The organism is Collinsella aerofaciens (assembly GCF_040910265.1).
GTDB classification, from domain to species: domain Bacteria; phylum Actinomycetota; class Coriobacteriia; order Coriobacteriales; family Coriobacteriaceae; genus Collinsella; species Collinsella aerofaciens_BK.
Genome location: NZ_JBDGAW010000026.1, coordinates 20,405 through 34,685 on the forward strand (window position 1 = coordinate 20,405; position 14,281 = coordinate 34,685).

Annotated in this window: 17 protein-coding genes; 9 read left to right on the forward strand and 8 right to left on the reverse strand. The window is 58.0% G+C overall.

The genetic code is table 11. The features are described from left to right. Positions 1-81: 81 nt before the first annotated feature. Genes AB5Z14_RS09230 through AB5Z14_RS09240 form a run of 3 tightly spaced genes read right to left on the reverse strand, consistent with a single transcriptional unit; the run spans position 82 to position 2,392 of the window. Complete coding sequence (locus AB5Z14_RS09230) at positions 82-897, reverse strand: ABC-2 family transporter permease (RefSeq protein ID WP_368131156.1); 816 nt, start codon at positions 895-897, stop codon at positions 82-84. Further along, on the reverse strand, positions 897-1,667 hold the full coding sequence (locus tag AB5Z14_RS09235; protein WP_368131157.1) for an ABC-2 family transporter permease: 771 nt from the start codon (positions 1,665-1,667) through the stop codon (positions 897-899). The genes AB5Z14_RS09230 and AB5Z14_RS09235 overlap by 1 nt, the downstream gene beginning before the upstream one ends. Then, entirely contained in the window at positions 1,664-2,392 is a 729-nt protein-coding gene (locus tag AB5Z14_RS09240; protein ID WP_368131158.1) for a lantibiotic protection ABC transporter ATP-binding protein, read from the reverse strand. The genes AB5Z14_RS09235 and AB5Z14_RS09240 overlap by 4 nt, the downstream gene beginning before the upstream one ends. 396 nt (positions 2,393-2,788) lie before the next feature. Between AB5Z14_RS09240 and AB5Z14_RS09245 the strand changes: the two genes are divergently transcribed. The 6 genes from AB5Z14_RS09245 (at position 2,789) to AB5Z14_RS09270 (ending at position 7,639) form a co-directional block, all read left to right on the forward strand. Further along, complete coding sequence (locus AB5Z14_RS09245) at positions 2,789-3,493, forward strand: CDP-alcohol phosphatidyltransferase family protein (RefSeq protein ID WP_089573364.1); 705 nt, start codon at positions 2,789-2,791, stop codon at positions 3,491-3,493. Positions 3,494-3,559: 66 nt separating this feature from the next. Further along, a complete protein-coding gene (locus AB5Z14_RS09250) occupies positions 3,560-3,994 on the forward strand; it encodes an FHA domain-containing protein (RefSeq protein WP_368131159.1) in 435 nt (144 codons plus the stop codon). A gap of 3 nt (positions 3,995-3,997) precedes the next feature. Then, positions 3,998-4,876 (forward strand): transcriptional regulator FtsR, encoded by an 879-nt coding sequence (gene ftsR, locus AB5Z14_RS09255; protein ID WP_368131160.1) that lies wholly within the window; start codon positions 3,998-4,000, stop codon positions 4,874-4,876. A 40-nt stretch (positions 4,877-4,916) separates the two neighbouring features. Then, on the forward strand, positions 4,917-5,447 hold the full coding sequence (locus AB5Z14_RS09260) for an adenine phosphoribosyltransferase (RefSeq protein WP_368131161.1): 531 nt from the start codon (positions 4,917-4,919) through the stop codon (positions 5,445-5,447). 32 nt (positions 5,448-5,479) lie between these two features. Beyond that, positions 5,480-6,607, forward strand: a complete 1,128-nt coding sequence (locus AB5Z14_RS09265; RefSeq protein ID WP_368131162.1) for a coiled-coil domain-containing protein — start codon at positions 5,480-5,482, stop codon at positions 6,605-6,607. 165 nt (positions 6,608-6,772) lie between these two features. Next, on the forward strand, positions 6,773-7,639 hold the full coding sequence (locus AB5Z14_RS09270) for a DegV family protein (protein WP_195246686.1): 867 nt from the start codon (positions 6,773-6,775) through the stop codon (positions 7,637-7,639). A gap of 73 nt (positions 7,640-7,712) precedes the next feature. Here AB5Z14_RS09270 and AB5Z14_RS09275 read toward each other — a convergent pair whose 3' ends face one another. Together AB5Z14_RS09275 and AB5Z14_RS09280 are read right to left on the reverse strand one after the other, a co-directional pair. Beyond that, positions 7,713-8,324, reverse strand: a complete 612-nt coding sequence (locus tag AB5Z14_RS09275; protein ID WP_368131163.1) for a DUF1836 domain-containing protein — start codon at positions 8,322-8,324, stop codon at positions 7,713-7,715. A gap of 153 nt (positions 8,325-8,477) precedes the next feature. Further along, positions 8,478-9,416, reverse strand: a complete 939-nt coding sequence (locus AB5Z14_RS09280) for an NAD(P)/FAD-dependent oxidoreductase (RefSeq protein WP_368131164.1) — start codon at positions 9,414-9,416, stop codon at positions 8,478-8,480. A 60-nt stretch (positions 9,417-9,476) separates the two neighbouring features. Here AB5Z14_RS09280 and AB5Z14_RS09285 point away from each other — a divergent pair, with 60 nt between their 5' ends. After that, positions 9,477-10,835 (forward strand): MGDG synthase family glycosyltransferase, encoded by a 1,359-nt coding sequence (locus AB5Z14_RS09285; RefSeq protein WP_368131165.1) that lies wholly within the window; start codon positions 9,477-9,479, stop codon positions 10,833-10,835. A gap of 463 nt (positions 10,836-11,298) precedes the next feature. Here AB5Z14_RS09285 and dut read toward each other — a convergent pair whose 3' ends face one another. From dut to AB5Z14_RS09300, 3 genes are read right to left on the reverse strand one after another with little or no spacing between them, the layout of a single operon-like run. Then, the gene (gene dut, locus AB5Z14_RS09290; RefSeq protein ID WP_368131166.1) at positions 11,299-11,742 is read right to left on the reverse strand and encodes a dUTP diphosphatase; all 444 of its coding nucleotides are present in this window, start codon (positions 11,740-11,742) and stop codon (positions 11,299-11,301) included. A gap of 4 nt (positions 11,743-11,746) precedes the next feature. Continuing rightward, on the reverse strand, positions 11,747-12,190 hold the full coding sequence (nrdR, locus tag AB5Z14_RS09295) for a transcriptional regulator NrdR (RefSeq protein WP_022093781.1): 444 nt from the start codon (positions 12,188-12,190) through the stop codon (positions 11,747-11,749). A 49-nt stretch (positions 12,191-12,239) separates the two neighbouring features. Next, positions 12,240-12,689 (reverse strand): LysM peptidoglycan-binding domain-containing protein, encoded by a 450-nt coding sequence (locus AB5Z14_RS09300; protein ID WP_368131167.1) that lies wholly within the window; start codon positions 12,687-12,689, stop codon positions 12,240-12,242. Positions 12,690-12,852: 163 nt separating this feature from the next. Between AB5Z14_RS09300 and lexA the strand changes: the two genes are divergently transcribed. Both lexA and AB5Z14_RS09310 read left to right on the forward strand, forming a co-directional pair. Then, complete coding sequence (gene lexA / locus AB5Z14_RS09305) at positions 12,853-13,500, forward strand: transcriptional repressor LexA (RefSeq protein WP_368131168.1); 648 nt, start codon at positions 12,853-12,855, stop codon at positions 13,498-13,500. Next, on the forward strand, positions 13,500-14,213 hold the full coding sequence (locus AB5Z14_RS09310) for a heparan-alpha-glucosaminide N-acetyltransferase (RefSeq protein ID WP_368131169.1): 714 nt from the start codon (positions 13,500-13,502) through the stop codon (positions 14,211-14,213). Before lexA ends, AB5Z14_RS09310 begins: the two co-directional genes overlap by 1 nt. Positions 14,214-14,281 lie beyond the last annotated feature (68 nt).

The window sequence follows — 14,281 nt, forward strand, 5'->3', positions numbered from 1 at the left end:
CCCCAGCCGGCGTCGAGCAGGGCATTCCCGCCCAGGACGAGCGCTGCGGAGAGGAGGACGAGCATGGAGGCGAGCGGCCTCCTAAGCATCTGCCCTCCCGTCCTCGAAGCGGCAGAACCAGGCGAGAAGGACGGCGTCGGCTGCCAGGGTGAGCACGAGGCCAGCGAGCGCAGTCGTGAGGAGTGGGCCCGCCGCGCGTGCGGCGTCGATGAAGGCCTCAACCCCGAGCGACCCCAGGCGCGCGGGCCAGGCGAGCGGCACCCAGCTCAGGGGCGTCGCCAGGGCACCGGTGAGCTCGCCGGTCATGAGACCGTGCGCAAGTCCGCCCACCGAGAAGAATGCGAGGAGCATCCCCGCCGCGCCGGTGCCGATGACGGCGTTGCGGCCGAGGCGCAGGGCCACGCCGAGCCCCAGCGCGTAGAGGGGCAGGCTGCCCAGCACGATGCCCGCCCAGGCGACCGCAAGCGGAGCGGGCCCGAGCGGCAGGCGCCCGGCGACGGCGAGCACGGCCCCGAACACGCCGAGCGCCACGGCCAGCGCGCCCGCGCCGAGCGCCGCAAGGGCGAGCAGCTTCGCCGCGACGGCGCGCCCGCGCGAGGGGACCGCCGTGAGGTTAGCGAGGCGCCCGGCAGCGCGCTCCTCGTCCACGGCGAGCCCGCAGACGATGGCGGACATGAGCGGCATGAGGGCGCCGAGGAACTGGGCGTAGGCGTCCGCGCCCAGCGCCGGGTCCCATCGGGTTACGGAGAAGTACTCGCCGCAGGCAAGACCGGCTGCCAGGCCGCAGGCGAGGTGCACCGCCGAGAGCGGGGAGCGCGCCAGGCGCAGGGCCTCGGAGAGCAGGGCCCGCGGGAGAGTCATGCGCGGCGTCGGGTCGGAGAGTCGTGTCATGGCCATCACCTCTCCTCGGAGCGCGCGAACCAGGCCGCGCCCGCCGCCGTGAGCGCGGCGAACGCGAGCGCGCAGACCGCAAGGCCCGCCAGCGTGAGCATGCCGTCCGCCGTGAGCGCCCCGCCGAGCGCCATGTCCGCCGCGAGTGGCTCGCCGCTCGGCAGCACGGGGATGAAGCTCGTGGGGATGACCATGCTCGCCGACGGCGGAAAGAGCTGCGGCAGCGGCATCAGCGACCAGGCGAACCCACCCACGAGCTGCGCGGCGAGCGGGCAGAAGATGCCCGCGAGCATGCCGAGCCGCGCCGTGAGGAAGAGCCCCGCGGGGATCATCCACGCCGCGGTCACCGTGTTAACGAGCGCGCAGAGGAGCATCGTGAGCGTGCCCGCGGCCGTGAAGCCCTGCGAGGAGAACGCCGATCCCGCGAGGTAGATGCCGAAGACCACGAGGTTCGAGAGCGTGCAGAGCGCGAGGCACCAGAGCGCCTTGGCCCACCAGGCGCGCCCGAGCGGGAAGCCCAGGCCCAGAAGCCCCCGCATCCGCGTGCGAGCGTCCGCCCGCGCGACGCACGCCACCACGAGCGAGAGACACACGGGCAGGAAGAGCGCGTACCAGTAGTTCCACGCGCTGAAGATCTGCACGCCCCGGTAGGGCATCGCGCCGAGCAGCGGCATCGGCAGCGCCATGAGCACGGCCAGGCGGACCGGTGCCGCGTGGCGCGACTTCAGGGCCTCGGCGCGCAGGGCCGCGAGCAGGCCGCCTTTCTCGCCCGTCATGCCGCCACCTCCCCGCGCGCTCGTCGCCCTTCCCGGCAGAAGCTCATGAAGAGTTCCTCGAGGTCCTGCCCGGGACGAAGCGCATCCTCGTAGGCGAGGCGCCCCCCGCAGATGATGCCGATGGTGTCCGCCATCTGCTGCACCTCGGAGAGGATGTGGCTCGAGACGATCACCGTCGTACCCGCCGACGCGAAGCCGCGGATCTGGTCGCGCAGCTCCTCGATGCCGATGGGGTCGAGGCCGTTGGTGGGCTCGTCGAGCACGAGTAGGCGTGGCCGGGCGATCAGCGCCAGCGCGAGCCCCAGGCGCTGCCGCATGCCCATCGAGAAGCGCCCGGCGCGCTTCTTCCCGGTGTCCGCGAGGTCCACGGCGGCGAGCACCTCATCTATGCGGCTCTCGGGAAGGCTCAGCAGCGTGGTGCGCACGCGCAGGTTCTCGCGCGCGGTGAGGTTGGGGTAGAGCGGCGCCTCCTCGATGAGGCTGCCGATTGCGTAGAGGTCCTCGCGGCGCCAGGCGTGCCCGGCAAAGAGGATCTCCCCGGCCGTCGGCCGCAGCATCCCGCAGATCATCTTGAGCGTTGTCGACTTGCCGGCGCCGTTGGGGCCGAGCAGCCCGTACACCTCGCCCTCGCGGATATGAAGGCTCACGTCGGCCACGGCGTCCTGCGCCTGGTCGCCGCGGCCGAAGCGCTTGGTGAGCCCGCGCGTCTCGAGCATGTAACCCATGGGTTTATCCTTTCTCCTTCGGAAGCGCGGGCCGAGTCGCCGTGCCCGCGCGCCTTGCCTTTCGGGTTCATCATCCATGGTGGGACGCGTTTCTAACGAAGCCGTAACGGCCGTTGGGTTCTTTTAGCGCCAACCCTTCTCGACCCGCACATCATGATTAATCTGCTTAAGGCAACAACTTTCCCGATCGATGTAATCACCGAATCAAAACGTGTACATCAGCCATCAAAGATGCCGAAAAATGTCATATTTGGAGGCTGATGTACACAAATGCAGAATCCCGCACAACCCAGTAGCATCCTCCATATGTCTGGACTCTCTATGCTTACGCTGGATAGACATCGCCGGAACGGGTATAGTATCGAAAGTTTTGTCGTTAACCAGCGGGGGAGTCCTGTGGGCATCAAAAAGAAGATCAAAAAGGAGCTTATCGGCACTTCCGATTACCCGTCGAATAAGATCTTTACGATCTCCAATTTCATCACCTTTACGCGCCTGATCCTCACCCTGGTATTTCTGTACCTGTTTGTGACGGATAACAACCGCGTCATCGCCATCGTTATCTACGCCGTTGCCGCCTCCACCGACTGGATGGACGGTCAGATCGCCCGCATGACTAAGACGGTCTCGTGGCTCGGCAAGGTCATGGATCCCATTTGTGACCGTGCGCTGCTGTTCACCGGCGTACTTGGGCTGGTGGTCCGCGGAGAGCTGCCCATCTGGGTCTGCGTGCTCATTATTGGCCGCGACATCTATCTGGGCATCGGCACGCTTATCGTGCGTCATTATCACCGTCGCCCCATCGATGTCGTCTTTCCCGGAAAGATTGCCACTGCACTACTCATGACCGGCTTCTCGCTCATGCTGCTCGGGTTCCCCGTTATTGACGGCCTGCATCTTTTACCTTCAACCCTTACGGCCTTCCCGGGCCTCAACGGAAGCTCGGTGCCCCTCGGCATCTTCTTTGTGTACGGCGGCGTGATCTTCTCCATGCTCACGGCTGTCATCTATTCCATTAAGGGCGGAGTGGCCATTAAACAGGCTCTCGCGCATCCCGAGGACGAGGACATCGACTTTCTGAACCCTGAAATCGAAGACTGATTCGTTGGGGTATGATTACGTACGGTTCATTATTTGCGGCACGTCCGCGATAAGTTAGGGGTTGTCATGGACAACATGGTTAACAATATGCCTCAGAATGATAAGACTGCTGACGCTACCTGCGTATTCCGCGTGCCTTCAAGCGATGTCACCGTTCCCGACCTCATGGCCAACGTGCGCATCACCGCCCCCGTTCTGTCCATCGTCAAGGGTCCGCAGACTGGTGCCGCCTTTGAGCTCGAGGACGACGTGACCACCATCGGCCGCGATCCTGCGAACGGCATCTTCCTCAATGACATGACCGTTTCGCGCAGCCACGCGCGCATTATCCGCGAGGGCCTCGGCGCTCGCATCGAGGACCTGGGCTCGCTCAATGGCACCTGGATCGACGGTGCCATCGTCAATGCAGCCCCGCTGCACGATGGTTCATCCGTCCAAATCGGTACCTTTACGCTCATCTACCACGAGAGCACGCCGGAGCGCATCGAAACCGGTGAGTAGGGCATGGCCGAACGCAACTATCTGAGTATCGGCCAAGTCGTCAACCTTCTTCGAGGCGCATACCCCGATCTTTCGAACTCAAAAATTAGATTTCTAGAGGATGAGGGACTCATTACCCCTCATCGTACGCCTAAGGGATACCGTCAGTACTCTAAGGAGGACGTTGATCGCCTGGAGGTTATCCTGCACTTGCAGAAGACCCGCTACATGCCGCTCAACGTGATTAAGCAGCGCTTGGAAAACGCCACGGACTTGTCTACGCTCGCTTACGAGGTGGGCTTGCTGTCCGATGTTCCGCTCAAGACGGAGCCCAAGGAGACCAAGCAAAAGCTGCATCCCATCGAGACCATTCCCGATATGCTGGGCGTCAAGATCTCGTTTATCCGCTCGCTCGCCGAGAACGACCTCATTCGCATCATCAAGAGTCCGCAGAATCGCGAGCTTGTCGATGGTCGCGATTTTCCAATCATCCGCTACTGCTCCGAGCTGTCACGCTTCCATATCGAGCCCCGCAACCTGCGTCAGTACGTGTCTTCCGCCAACCGCGAGTCTTCGATGTTTGAGCAGGTGCTCGTGAGCATGCTCGGCATGGATACCTCCGATGACGAGCGCGACGCCAAGCTCGAGCGTGCGTTTAAGAAGCTTCACGACCTGACCGAGGGTGTGCACACTGCGCTGCTCAAGAACCGCGTTTTTGAGTCGCTCAACGCCGTGGTCGAGGACGCCGACATCGATGCACTCGATGAGGAAATCGCTCGCTCCGAGTCCACCAAGGCCAAAAACGAAGAAACTGCCGCGCCGGCTTCGCACGAGGATTCTCTCGTAAAGCCGCTCAAGGTCGTCGCCCCTTCGCAATCCGGCACCGTCACCGCGGGCAAATAACCGCTGCTGATATTTCGGCAACCCATTGAAAGGTCATGCAATGTACGACTTCGAATCTCAAATCGTCGACATCCCCGACTATCCCGAGCCCGGAGTCATCTTCAAAGACATCACGCCACTCTTTGGCAACCCCGAGGCGCTCAAAGCCATGACCGATGCCCTAGCCGAGCACTTTGCCGGCATGGGAATCACCAAGGTCGTGGGTCCCGAGGCTCGCGGTTTTATGGTTGGCGTACCGGTGGCAGTAGCCCTTGGCGCCGGCTTTGTTCCCGCACGTAAACCGGGTAAGCTGCCCCGCAAGACGGTGAGCCAGAGCTATGAGCTCGAATACGGCACCGACTCTATCGAGATCCATGCCGATGCCATTACCTCTAAAGATACCGTGTTGATTCTGGACGACTTGGTCGCGACGGGCGGAACCGTCGAGGCAACAGGTAAACTTGTGCGAGATATGGGCGCAAAGCTTGTGGGCTACGGGTGTATCCTTGAGCTTGCGTTTCTCAACCCGCGCGAGAAGCTCACGTCTTCCAACGAGGACGTCGAGCTCTTTAGCCTGGTGACGGTGGACTAGCCGTTACCCTTAGTTACTGGAAAGGAAGCTACATGCGCACAGCAAACACGCACAAAAACATGGCACGCTGCGCTGCTACGGCAACCCTCGCTTGTGTTTTGGGCTTGGGCCTCGCGGCTCCTGCCTACGCCGATACCGCATCCGACCTTGCCGCTGCTCGTACGAAACTCGAGCAGATCGGTACCCAAACTCAGCAGATTTACGATGAGCTCGCCACGCAGACGCAGGCGCTCGATCAGACTGCCGGCGAGATCACGCAAAAGCAGCAAGAGATCGCCGATGGTCAGGCCAAGCTCTCGACCTATGTCGCCGGCGAGTACAAGACCGGCGGTCTGAGCCTGCTTCAGGTTCTGACGGGCGTTGACGACCTGAGCGATATGCTCAACCGTCTGTTCTACTACGGCAAAGTTTCCGATAAGCAGGCTCAGACCATTCAAGAGGTCAAGGAGCTTAAGCAGCAGCTAACCGATAAACAGGCCGAGCAGGAGAAGAACGTCGCCGCCACGCAAAAGAAGGTCGACGAGCTTAATGCTCAGCAGGCTGAAGCCCAGAGCGTCGTAAACTCCCTGGATTCACAGCTGCAGGCCGAGCTTGCTGCCGAGGCCGAGGCCAACGCCGCGCTGCAGGCCGGCATCAACGCCAGTACCGCTGAGAAGGCCACGGTGAGCAACGAGACTGCCGGTACGACCGAGAACACCAACAACGGTGGCCAGACCAGCAATAACAACAACCAGGGCGGCAACACTCCGGCTCCTACGCCGACACCCGCTCCGACGCCGCAGCCCCCCACGCCTGCTCCGGCTCCGACGCCTTCTGCTCCGAGCCAGTCCGTCGATGGCGGTTCTGTTGTCTCGCGTGCATACAGCAAGCTTGGTTGCGCTTATTCTTGGGGCGGAATTGGCCCGAACAGCTTCGACTGCTCTGGTTTTGTTAGCTATTGCCTCACGGGTCGCTATTGCCGCCTCGGCACAACGGGTACCTTTATGGGCTGGACGCGTGTGTCCGATCCGCAGCCCGGTGACGTTGTGGTCAACTCGTACCACACCGGCATTTACATCGGTGGTGGTCAGATGATTCATGCTTCCGACTACAACACGGGTGTTATCATCAGCTCCGTTGCCGCCGGCATGAACAATAACTACATCTTCGTGCGTTACTAAGTCATCTTACACAGCGTGTGAATGTGGACCTCGTGGCTTTAAGTCGCGAGGTCCATTCTTTTGTCTCTAATCTTGTACGGCTATCTAGTATTCAAAACTAGATAGCCGTACATTCAGTTTGCAAGATGGCTATAATTGTTGAAGAACAATTAGAAAGGACCCTCTATGAGCTGGGCACTTATCTCCGATTCAAGCTGCAACCTCCGCGATTGGCAACCGACCGCACCCCATACCACCTTTGCATTTGCGCCCCTCAAAATTCGAGTGGGGGAGCGTGAATTCATCGATGACCTTTCGCTCGATGTTCATGAGCTCAACTGCGCTGTTCAGGCGGAGACGAACGCTTCTTCGAGCGCTTGTCCCAGCGTAGGGGAGTGGGCCGAGCTCTTCAAATTGGCAGACAAGACCATCTGCATGCCGATCTCTGAGGGCGTGTCGGGCAGCTACAACGCAGCAGCCACGGCTCGCGATATGGTTCTTGCCGAGGAGCCCGACCGGCAGATTCATCTAGTCAATTCGCGCGCAGCTGGCGGCAAAATGGACCTCATTTTCTTGCTGTTCGACCGCTATCTTGCAAGCAATCCGGATGTCTCATTCGAGGACGCTTGCGCATACTTCGATAGCCTTGAGCAGAACAGCAAAATCCTCTTCAGCTTGTGCAATTACGAAAACCTGGCCAAAGCCGGACGTATCCCTAAGGCAGCCGGCGTCATTGCCAACAAGCTCAATATCCGCATTTTGGGCACGGCGAGCGAGGCCGGTAAAATCGAACTCGTCGGGCACACGCGTGGCGAAAAGAAGATGCTCAACAAGATCATCGACACCATGGAAGCCGAGGGTTTTACGGGCGGCGAGGTCATCATCGATCACGTTGAGAACGAAGCTGGAGCCCAGGCGCTTACTGACCGCATAGTCGAGCATTGGCCCGGCTCCAAGACCATCATCATGCCCTGCAACGGCCTGGATTCCTATTACGCCGAGATGCACGGCCTCATCATCGGCTACGGCATGGGCGTAGCTTCGGGCAAATAAAGTCCAACCAAGCAAAAATACGGGCGGGACAAAGCGACAGATGGCTCTTTGTCCCGCCCGTTTTATACGTCGGCTAGCTATTAAATCCGTTGAACTTGAGATAGCTCATCAAGTAAGCCTTCGAAACAAAGGATGAAACCGCGCTGCGCACAAGCAGCGACTCACGCGTTACCTGATGCGCCGTATCGGGAACCGGCGTCGACTCGACGGAAAACGCCGAACGAATCGATGCCTCGAGCTGATCAACCACATAGTCGAAGGCCGTCGGGGCATCGTAGCTCAATCGCTGAATGTTAAAGAGTGCCTGCACCGCAGCAATAGGTAGCACCTGCTTAAAAATGCAGATAGCGATCAGACGGGCAATCTGCTCGCGGCCATATTGCTTTTTGACCGGAGCAGGCACCAGGCCGACCTTCACGTAGTTGTTGATCATCGATGGCGTAATGACGGGCTGCTCAACACAAATGGACAGCGGCTCCATCCACAGCGCAACATACTCAATAACCTGGTCGCGATAGAGCGTCACATTGGGCAACTGGTCATAGCGCGGCAGACTCAACGTATTGAGTTTGCGCACGATTTCGGACTGAATAAATGCATCGGGCAGCACAGTGGGCTGAATATCCTCAGGCTTAATACTGACCGACGAATCGGACATCGGAATAACGTGTTTAACGTGGTTCATAAAGGTCCTCCGTTCATTTTCTATATTGTATTCTAGGTTATCTAGTTTTGCATACCACATAGCCGGCAAGAAAATTGGCGGGACAGCGCACTGATGCATCGTCCCGCCATTTAGTTAATTGATAGCAACCTTACATAAGATATATTATCGTACTTATCCGCGTTGGAAAGCGTATGCACTGGTAGCTGCTATGGCTCCGTCCGAAACGGCGGTCACAACCTGGCGTAAACGCTTGGAGCGGATATCGCCAGCGGCAAATAGACCAGGTGTACGGGTGGCCATCGAATCGTCGGTGACAATGCCGCCGTCGGGAGCCAGGTCGACTAGATGCTCAACAAGCTCGGTATGTGGCTGCGTCCCCGTAAAAACAAAGATGCCAAACGATCCAGGTTCAAAGGACTCAGTGTGCATTTCACCAGTCGCATTGTCCTTGAATGTGATTGTCGTGGGCATCGCTTCACCAGAAAGCTCAACAATACTAGTTTGGTACCTAACTGAAATATTTTCCTTTGCAAGTACCTTCTGAACGACACCCTCGGGCGCACGGAATTGATCGCGGCGCAGCACGATGGTCACACTGCTGGCAATATCGGAAAGAAACAGCGCTTCCTCACATGCCGAATTGCCGCCACCGATCACAAACACCTGCTTGCCGCGGAAGAACATACCATCGCATGTTGCGCAATAAGATACGCCACGACCACGATACGTATCCTCGCCAACAAAGCCAGCCGGACGCGGCGTGGCTCCCATGCACGCGATGACACTCCTTGCAGCCGTGTCGCCCATATCATGGCGAACGGTAAACAGCGCGGAATCGGCATCGTAATCGACACCCGTCACCATACTCCATTCAACCCGAGCTCCCAGGCCCTCTGCATGCTGCTGAAAACGTTCACCCAGCTCAGCACCACTTAGCAGCGGAATGCCAGGGTAATTCTCAATCTCGTTGGACGTGGCAATCTGGCCACCCGACATGCCCTGCTCAATCACGGTCGTCGTCAAGTTGGCGCGCGCAGCGTAAATGGCAGCAGCATAGCCCGCGGGGCCGCCACCGATAATCGCAACATCGATCGGCTGATCGGTAGTCATGAAGAGTCCTCTCGTCGAAACATTGACGTTCGTTGCGCTCATACCCAAATTTACGTGAACATGACACTCTTGCACTACAATGATAAATCGCGTAACAAAGCTGAAGGGGAGTTATCGATGGATCAAACGCAGACGAGCAATAGCGCTCCCCTGCCCATGCAAGCTACTCCCCAACTGGAGCAAATGACCTTGCCACCTGCGCAAAAGCCCCTGGTAACCATTGTGCATGCATCGGTTGGATCGGGCCATAAGGCCGCCGCTAACGCCATCGCGCAGGCATTTGATCTTATCCGTGGCACCAAAGGTATTCCTGAGGATATCGAAATTGAAGTACTCGATATCCTCGATTTTGGACGTATTAAATTCGACGGCAATAAGACCGCGGCGTCTTTTACCGGAGCCACGCGCCCGATTTATGACCTGACCTGGCGTTATACATTTACAGGGCATTTGCTCTGGGGTGGCGGCACGGCATGGTCTCGCATTATGTTCCCAGCCTTCAACGAATATATCCGCACCCACAGGCCCATGGCCGTGGTCGCAACACACATTACGGCAGCCAATGTAGCTGTGGGCGCCCGCGTCATCACGGGTATCGATTATCCGGTCATCTGCGTGCCAACGGACTATGAAGTTGAGGGTTTTTGGCCCCACAAGGACACCGACCTGTTCTGCGTGGCTAACGAATTTATGGCCGAAACGCTGCGCCCGCGCAAAGTACCCGAGGCAAAGATCCGCATTACGGGAATCCCCATTCGAGCCGGATTCGACACCGATTACAAACGTGAGGACGAGCTGGATAAGTTCAATCTTCCCGTAGACAAGACCGTTGTGTTGGTGATGGCCGGCGCCAGCCTACCGCAACCCTACGTGCGCTTTCGCGCAGCGATGGATCACACCCTCCCCTTCCTGCGCAGCTTCGAGGACATGCACTTTGTCTTTTTGCCCGGCAAGGACAAGGAATACGCCACTCGCCTCAAGACGCTCTTCGACGCCATGAAGCTCGAAAACGTCACGGTGCTAGACTATGTCGACGACATGGCAGCCCTCATGCACGGCTGCGACCTGGCAATTCTCAAATCGGGCGGACTCACCGTCACCGAATGCCTCTGCGCACATCTGCCGATGATCCTGCTCGGCAAATCGTACGGACAGGAAAAAGCCAACACCACCATGCTCACCGGCATGGGCGCCAGCATGCACGTTACCACAGCACGAGAGCTCGTCGTGACGCTCCGTCACCTGCACGACCACCCCGAGTCACTCAAAGCCCTACTCATCAACGGCGAAGTCCTACGCCGCCCCCACGCAGCCGAAGACATCGCCATCGCCACGATGGAGCTCGTAGGCAAACCCCAAAAACGAAAACGAGCCTTCTGCCGCTTTTATTGGGGAGGCAAGCCCGCGCATATCCGCTAACGTCGGACTGTCGCCGTGGCGCAGGCCGCCCACACATATCATTCCATGCTCAAACATTCTCGCTTCGCTTCGCTCGCTGCGAAACTGCGCGTGGAACGATATGTGTGGGCGGCCTGCGCCACGGCTACTCGTACGTACTAGCAGCTACATCGGTTACCCCACTAAAAGCAGCGAAGGTGAACTCTAAAACAAGAAATCTAAGTAAGCCGATTCGACAAAGGAGCCGTCTCTTTGTCAGATCGGATTACTTGTTAGATACAGCTTCTAGATACGGCATTCGGCTTCTAATGGGAAGCCATAACCGATTGCTAGTATGTAAACGTAGCTCGCCCCTGGGAGGCCCCTATATATCGTCCCGCGCACAGTTTCGCAGCGCAGCGAGAATGTTTGAGCACGGGATGATATATAGGGGCCTCCCAGGGGCGAGCGGACATTACGAAGCTCCGTTCAACGAAGAAATGGGCTAAGCGACACCGGAAGAACCGAAGCCGCCGGCTCCTCGATCGGTTTCGTCTAGTTCATTTACTTCTACGAGGTTGACCGTGGGGGCTTCTTGGATGACTAGTTGGGCGATGCGGTCGCCTTTGTTGATTTGGATGTTGTTGGTGGGGTCTAGGTTGATGAGGATGACTTTGAGTTCTCCTCGGTAGTGGGCATCGATGAGGCCAGGAGTGTTGACTATAGACAGGCCTTGCTTGATAGCCAAGCCGCTGCGGGGTTGGACGAAACCGGCGTAGCCATCGGGCAGGGCGATGGCCAGCCCAGTGGAGACCAGACGGCGTTCGAAGGGCTTCAGGACGCAGTCCTCGTTGGAACGCAGGTCAAGGCCGGCATCGGTGGGATGGGCGTATTTGGGAAGCTCGACGGTGGGGTCGAGGCGTTTGATGTTAACGATAATGTTGGACATGAAATCACCTTAGCTTGTCGAGCTCTTGCAGAAACTCATCGACGTCTTTGAAATCGCGGTAGACCGAGGCAAAGCGAATATAGGCCACCTTATCGATCTTGGCCAAGCGCTTGAGCACCATGTCGCCCAGCTCATGGGACGTAACGGCCGTAAGCGTACGGGAACGAAGCTCAACCTCGATATCGTCGATAATCTCATTGAGCTTCTTGGTGTCGATATCGCGCTTGATCGTGGCGCGCATCAAACCAACGAGCAACTTGTTGCGGTCAAATCGTTGTTTAGTTCCATCCGACTTGATGACCTCGATAGGGTCCTCGCAACGCTCAAAAGTCGTAAAGCGATAATTGCACGAGCAGCATTCACGACGGCGCTTAATGGTGTTATTCGATTCCTGCATACGGGAATCTACGACGCGGGTATGTGCCTTGCCGCATTTAGGACAGCGCATGGTACCTCCTCCAAATCGTTAACAAGGGTACCATGCACCGGGCAAAATGTTACGAACGGGCAGGAACTTTAAGATCAACACCGGCATCGAGCGAACCATGCTCAAGGTGATTGACGCTACGGATCATATCGGAAGTCTCCTGTGTAGAGAGACCATCAATCGGATGCTCCTCAGCAAGAGACCACAGGGAATCGCCAGATTGAACACGAATCGTCTCGTACGTGACATTGGCGACGGAATCGGCATACGCCGCATGGCGGGCACTAAAAACTGCCGTTGAGATTACAAAGAAAAGCGTAAGCGCAACGGCAACGGCCACGATCGTCGAAGGCTTCAAAGCAACAGGAGCCGTAACAACAGATGAACGCTGGGGACGAACGGGCTTGGCAGCCGCCGACTGAAAAGCGGAACGACCACCCTTAACGACGGTAAAAGCGGTCGTAGCGGGCGTCTCAAGTTTAAGGGCGAGGTTGCCCTGGACCATATTCGTTGCGTTCATCATGTTCTCCTCTCGCTTGTTTTGACGAGAACTGTTTTATCAAGCCGCGCGGACAAAATTGTCTAGCGCGAGAACGAATGTTCGGTTATTATTATCTTCGAACAGTTGTTCCTGTCAAGCAAAAATAGAACATTTGTTTGGCATTGGCAGAGAGGATCCCCTGATGGCTCGCAAAATTACCAAGCGTCAGCAGCAGATTTACGACTTCATCAAGGAATACCAGCAGGAGAAGGGTTATCCGCCCAGCGTGCGCGAAATGGCATCGGCGGTAGGCCTGTCCTCCCCCAGTACCGTCCACGCGCATCTTTCTGCCCTCGAGGCCCGCGGCCTGCTTAAGCGCGACGCCACCAAGCCCCGCGCCCTGGAGTTATTTGACGAGGACGGGTCTTCTGTCTCTATCTCCAACAAGCCCGAGGAGCCCGCGGTACCCCGTGGAGCTGTGTCGCTTCCACTTGTCGGGCGCGTAGCAGCTGGGATTCCCATCCTTGCCGAGCAAAACATCGAAGACACGTTTACCGTACCGACCGAGATCGCCACAGACCAAGGTTCCTTCGTCCTTGAGGTGCATGGGAACTCGATGATCAACGTCGGCATCTATAACGGCGATTACATCATCGTACGCGAGCAGAAGAGTGCCATGAACGGCGAGATTGTTGTCGCAATGATCGACGGCGCCGCAACCGTCAAAACCTTCTACAAGGAGCAGGGACGCGTTCGCCTACAGCCCGAGAATGACACCATGGAGCCCATCTATGCCACGAATCCGGTCATTCTGGGTAAGGTCGTAGCACTGATGCGCCGGTTCTCGTAATGCAGCAAAAACGCATCACCATTTTTGATACCGTTCGCGGGTTTACAATGCTGTCGATGACAGGCTTCCACGCCTGCTATGACTTGGCCTACCTCTACGGCTGGAACATGCCTTGGTTTACCCAGAGCATATTCCAGGACATCTGGCGCGCCAGTATCAGCTGGATCTTTTTATTCATCGCAGGATGGATGTGCACGCTCTCGCGCAATAACTTAAAACGTGCCGCCAAATACGCCCTGGCGGCTCTCGTCGTTTGGGCAGCGACAACACTTGTCTCGGTCGACGACTCCGTCAATTTTGGCATCATCTACTGCATGGCGGCCAGTACCGCCATCGCTGGCGTCGCACGCCCCATCCTCAACAAGGTGCCGGCAGGATGGGGTATAACGATCTGTCTCGCACTCTTTGCCCTCACTTGGAGCATTCCAAAATCGGTCTACCCTATCCCCTGCCTCGCCTGGCTTGGCTTTCCGGGTCCCGCGTTTGTCTCGGGCGACTATTACCCCATCATCCCGTTTATTTTTATGTATCTCGCAGGCTTCTTTGCCGCACGGCTTGCTCAAAAGACAAACAAGCCGGCACCCAACTGGGCATATGCCAACCCCATACCGGCACTTGCCAGTCTGGGACGCCACGCGCTTCCCTTCTACCTGGGTAGCGCGCAGAGATGTGGTGTAAGAGGCGGGGCATGCCCCGCCTCTTCTCTTTCTTGAAAGGGAGGGGACACCGCCTAGAATTCGTCGTTGGAGTAATGAAGGTGACGAATGGAAGGAAAGGCGAT

Coding starts and splice junctions, on each gene's coding strand:
- AB5Z14_RS09230 (WP_368131156.1), bottom strand. CDS start 897: ATGGCCATGACACGACTCTCCGACCCGACGCCGCGCATGACTCTCCCG.
- AB5Z14_RS09235 (WP_368131157.1), bottom strand. CDS start 1,667: ATGACGGGCGAGAAAGGCGGCCTGCTCGCGGCCCTGCGCGCCGAGGCC.
- AB5Z14_RS09240 (WP_368131158.1), bottom strand. CDS start 2,392: ATGGGTTACATGCTCGAGACGCGCGGGCTCACCAAGCGCTTCGGCCGC.
- AB5Z14_RS09250 (WP_368131159.1), top strand. CDS start 3,560: ATGGACAACATGGTTAACAATATGCCTCAGAATGATAAGACTGCTGAC.
- ftsR (WP_368131160.1), top strand. CDS start 3,998: ATGGCCGAACGCAACTATCTGAGTATCGGCCAAGTCGTCAACCTTCTT.
- AB5Z14_RS09260 (WP_368131161.1), top strand. CDS start 4,917: ATGTACGACTTCGAATCTCAAATCGTCGACATCCCCGACTATCCCGAG.
- AB5Z14_RS09265 (WP_368131162.1), top strand. CDS start 5,480: ATGCGCACAGCAAACACGCACAAAAACATGGCACGCTGCGCTGCTACG.
- AB5Z14_RS09270 (WP_195246686.1), top strand. CDS start 6,773: ATGAGCTGGGCACTTATCTCCGATTCAAGCTGCAACCTCCGCGATTGG.
- AB5Z14_RS09275 (WP_368131163.1), bottom strand. CDS start 8,324: ATGAACCACGTTAAACACGTTATTCCGATGTCCGATTCGTCGGTCAGT.
- AB5Z14_RS09280 (WP_368131164.1), bottom strand. CDS start 9,416: ATGACTACCGATCAGCCGATCGATGTTGCGATTATCGGTGGCGGCCCC.
- AB5Z14_RS09285 (WP_368131165.1), top strand. CDS start 9,477: ATGACACTCTTGCACTACAATGATAAATCGCGTAACAAAGCTGAAGGG.
- dut (WP_368131166.1), bottom strand. CDS start 11,742: ATGTCCAACATTATCGTTAACATCAAACGCCTCGACCCCACCGTCGAG.
- nrdR (WP_022093781.1), bottom strand. CDS start 12,190: ATGCGCTGTCCTAAATGCGGCAAGGCACATACCCGCGTCGTAGATTCC.
- AB5Z14_RS09300 (WP_368131167.1), bottom strand. CDS start 12,689: ATGAACGCAACGAATATGGTCCAGGGCAACCTCGCCCTTAAACTTGAG.
- lexA (WP_368131168.1), top strand. CDS start 12,853: ATGGCTCGCAAAATTACCAAGCGTCAGCAGCAGATTTACGACTTCATC.
- AB5Z14_RS09310 (WP_368131169.1), top strand. CDS start 13,500: ATGCAGCAAAAACGCATCACCATTTTTGATACCGTTCGCGGGTTTACA.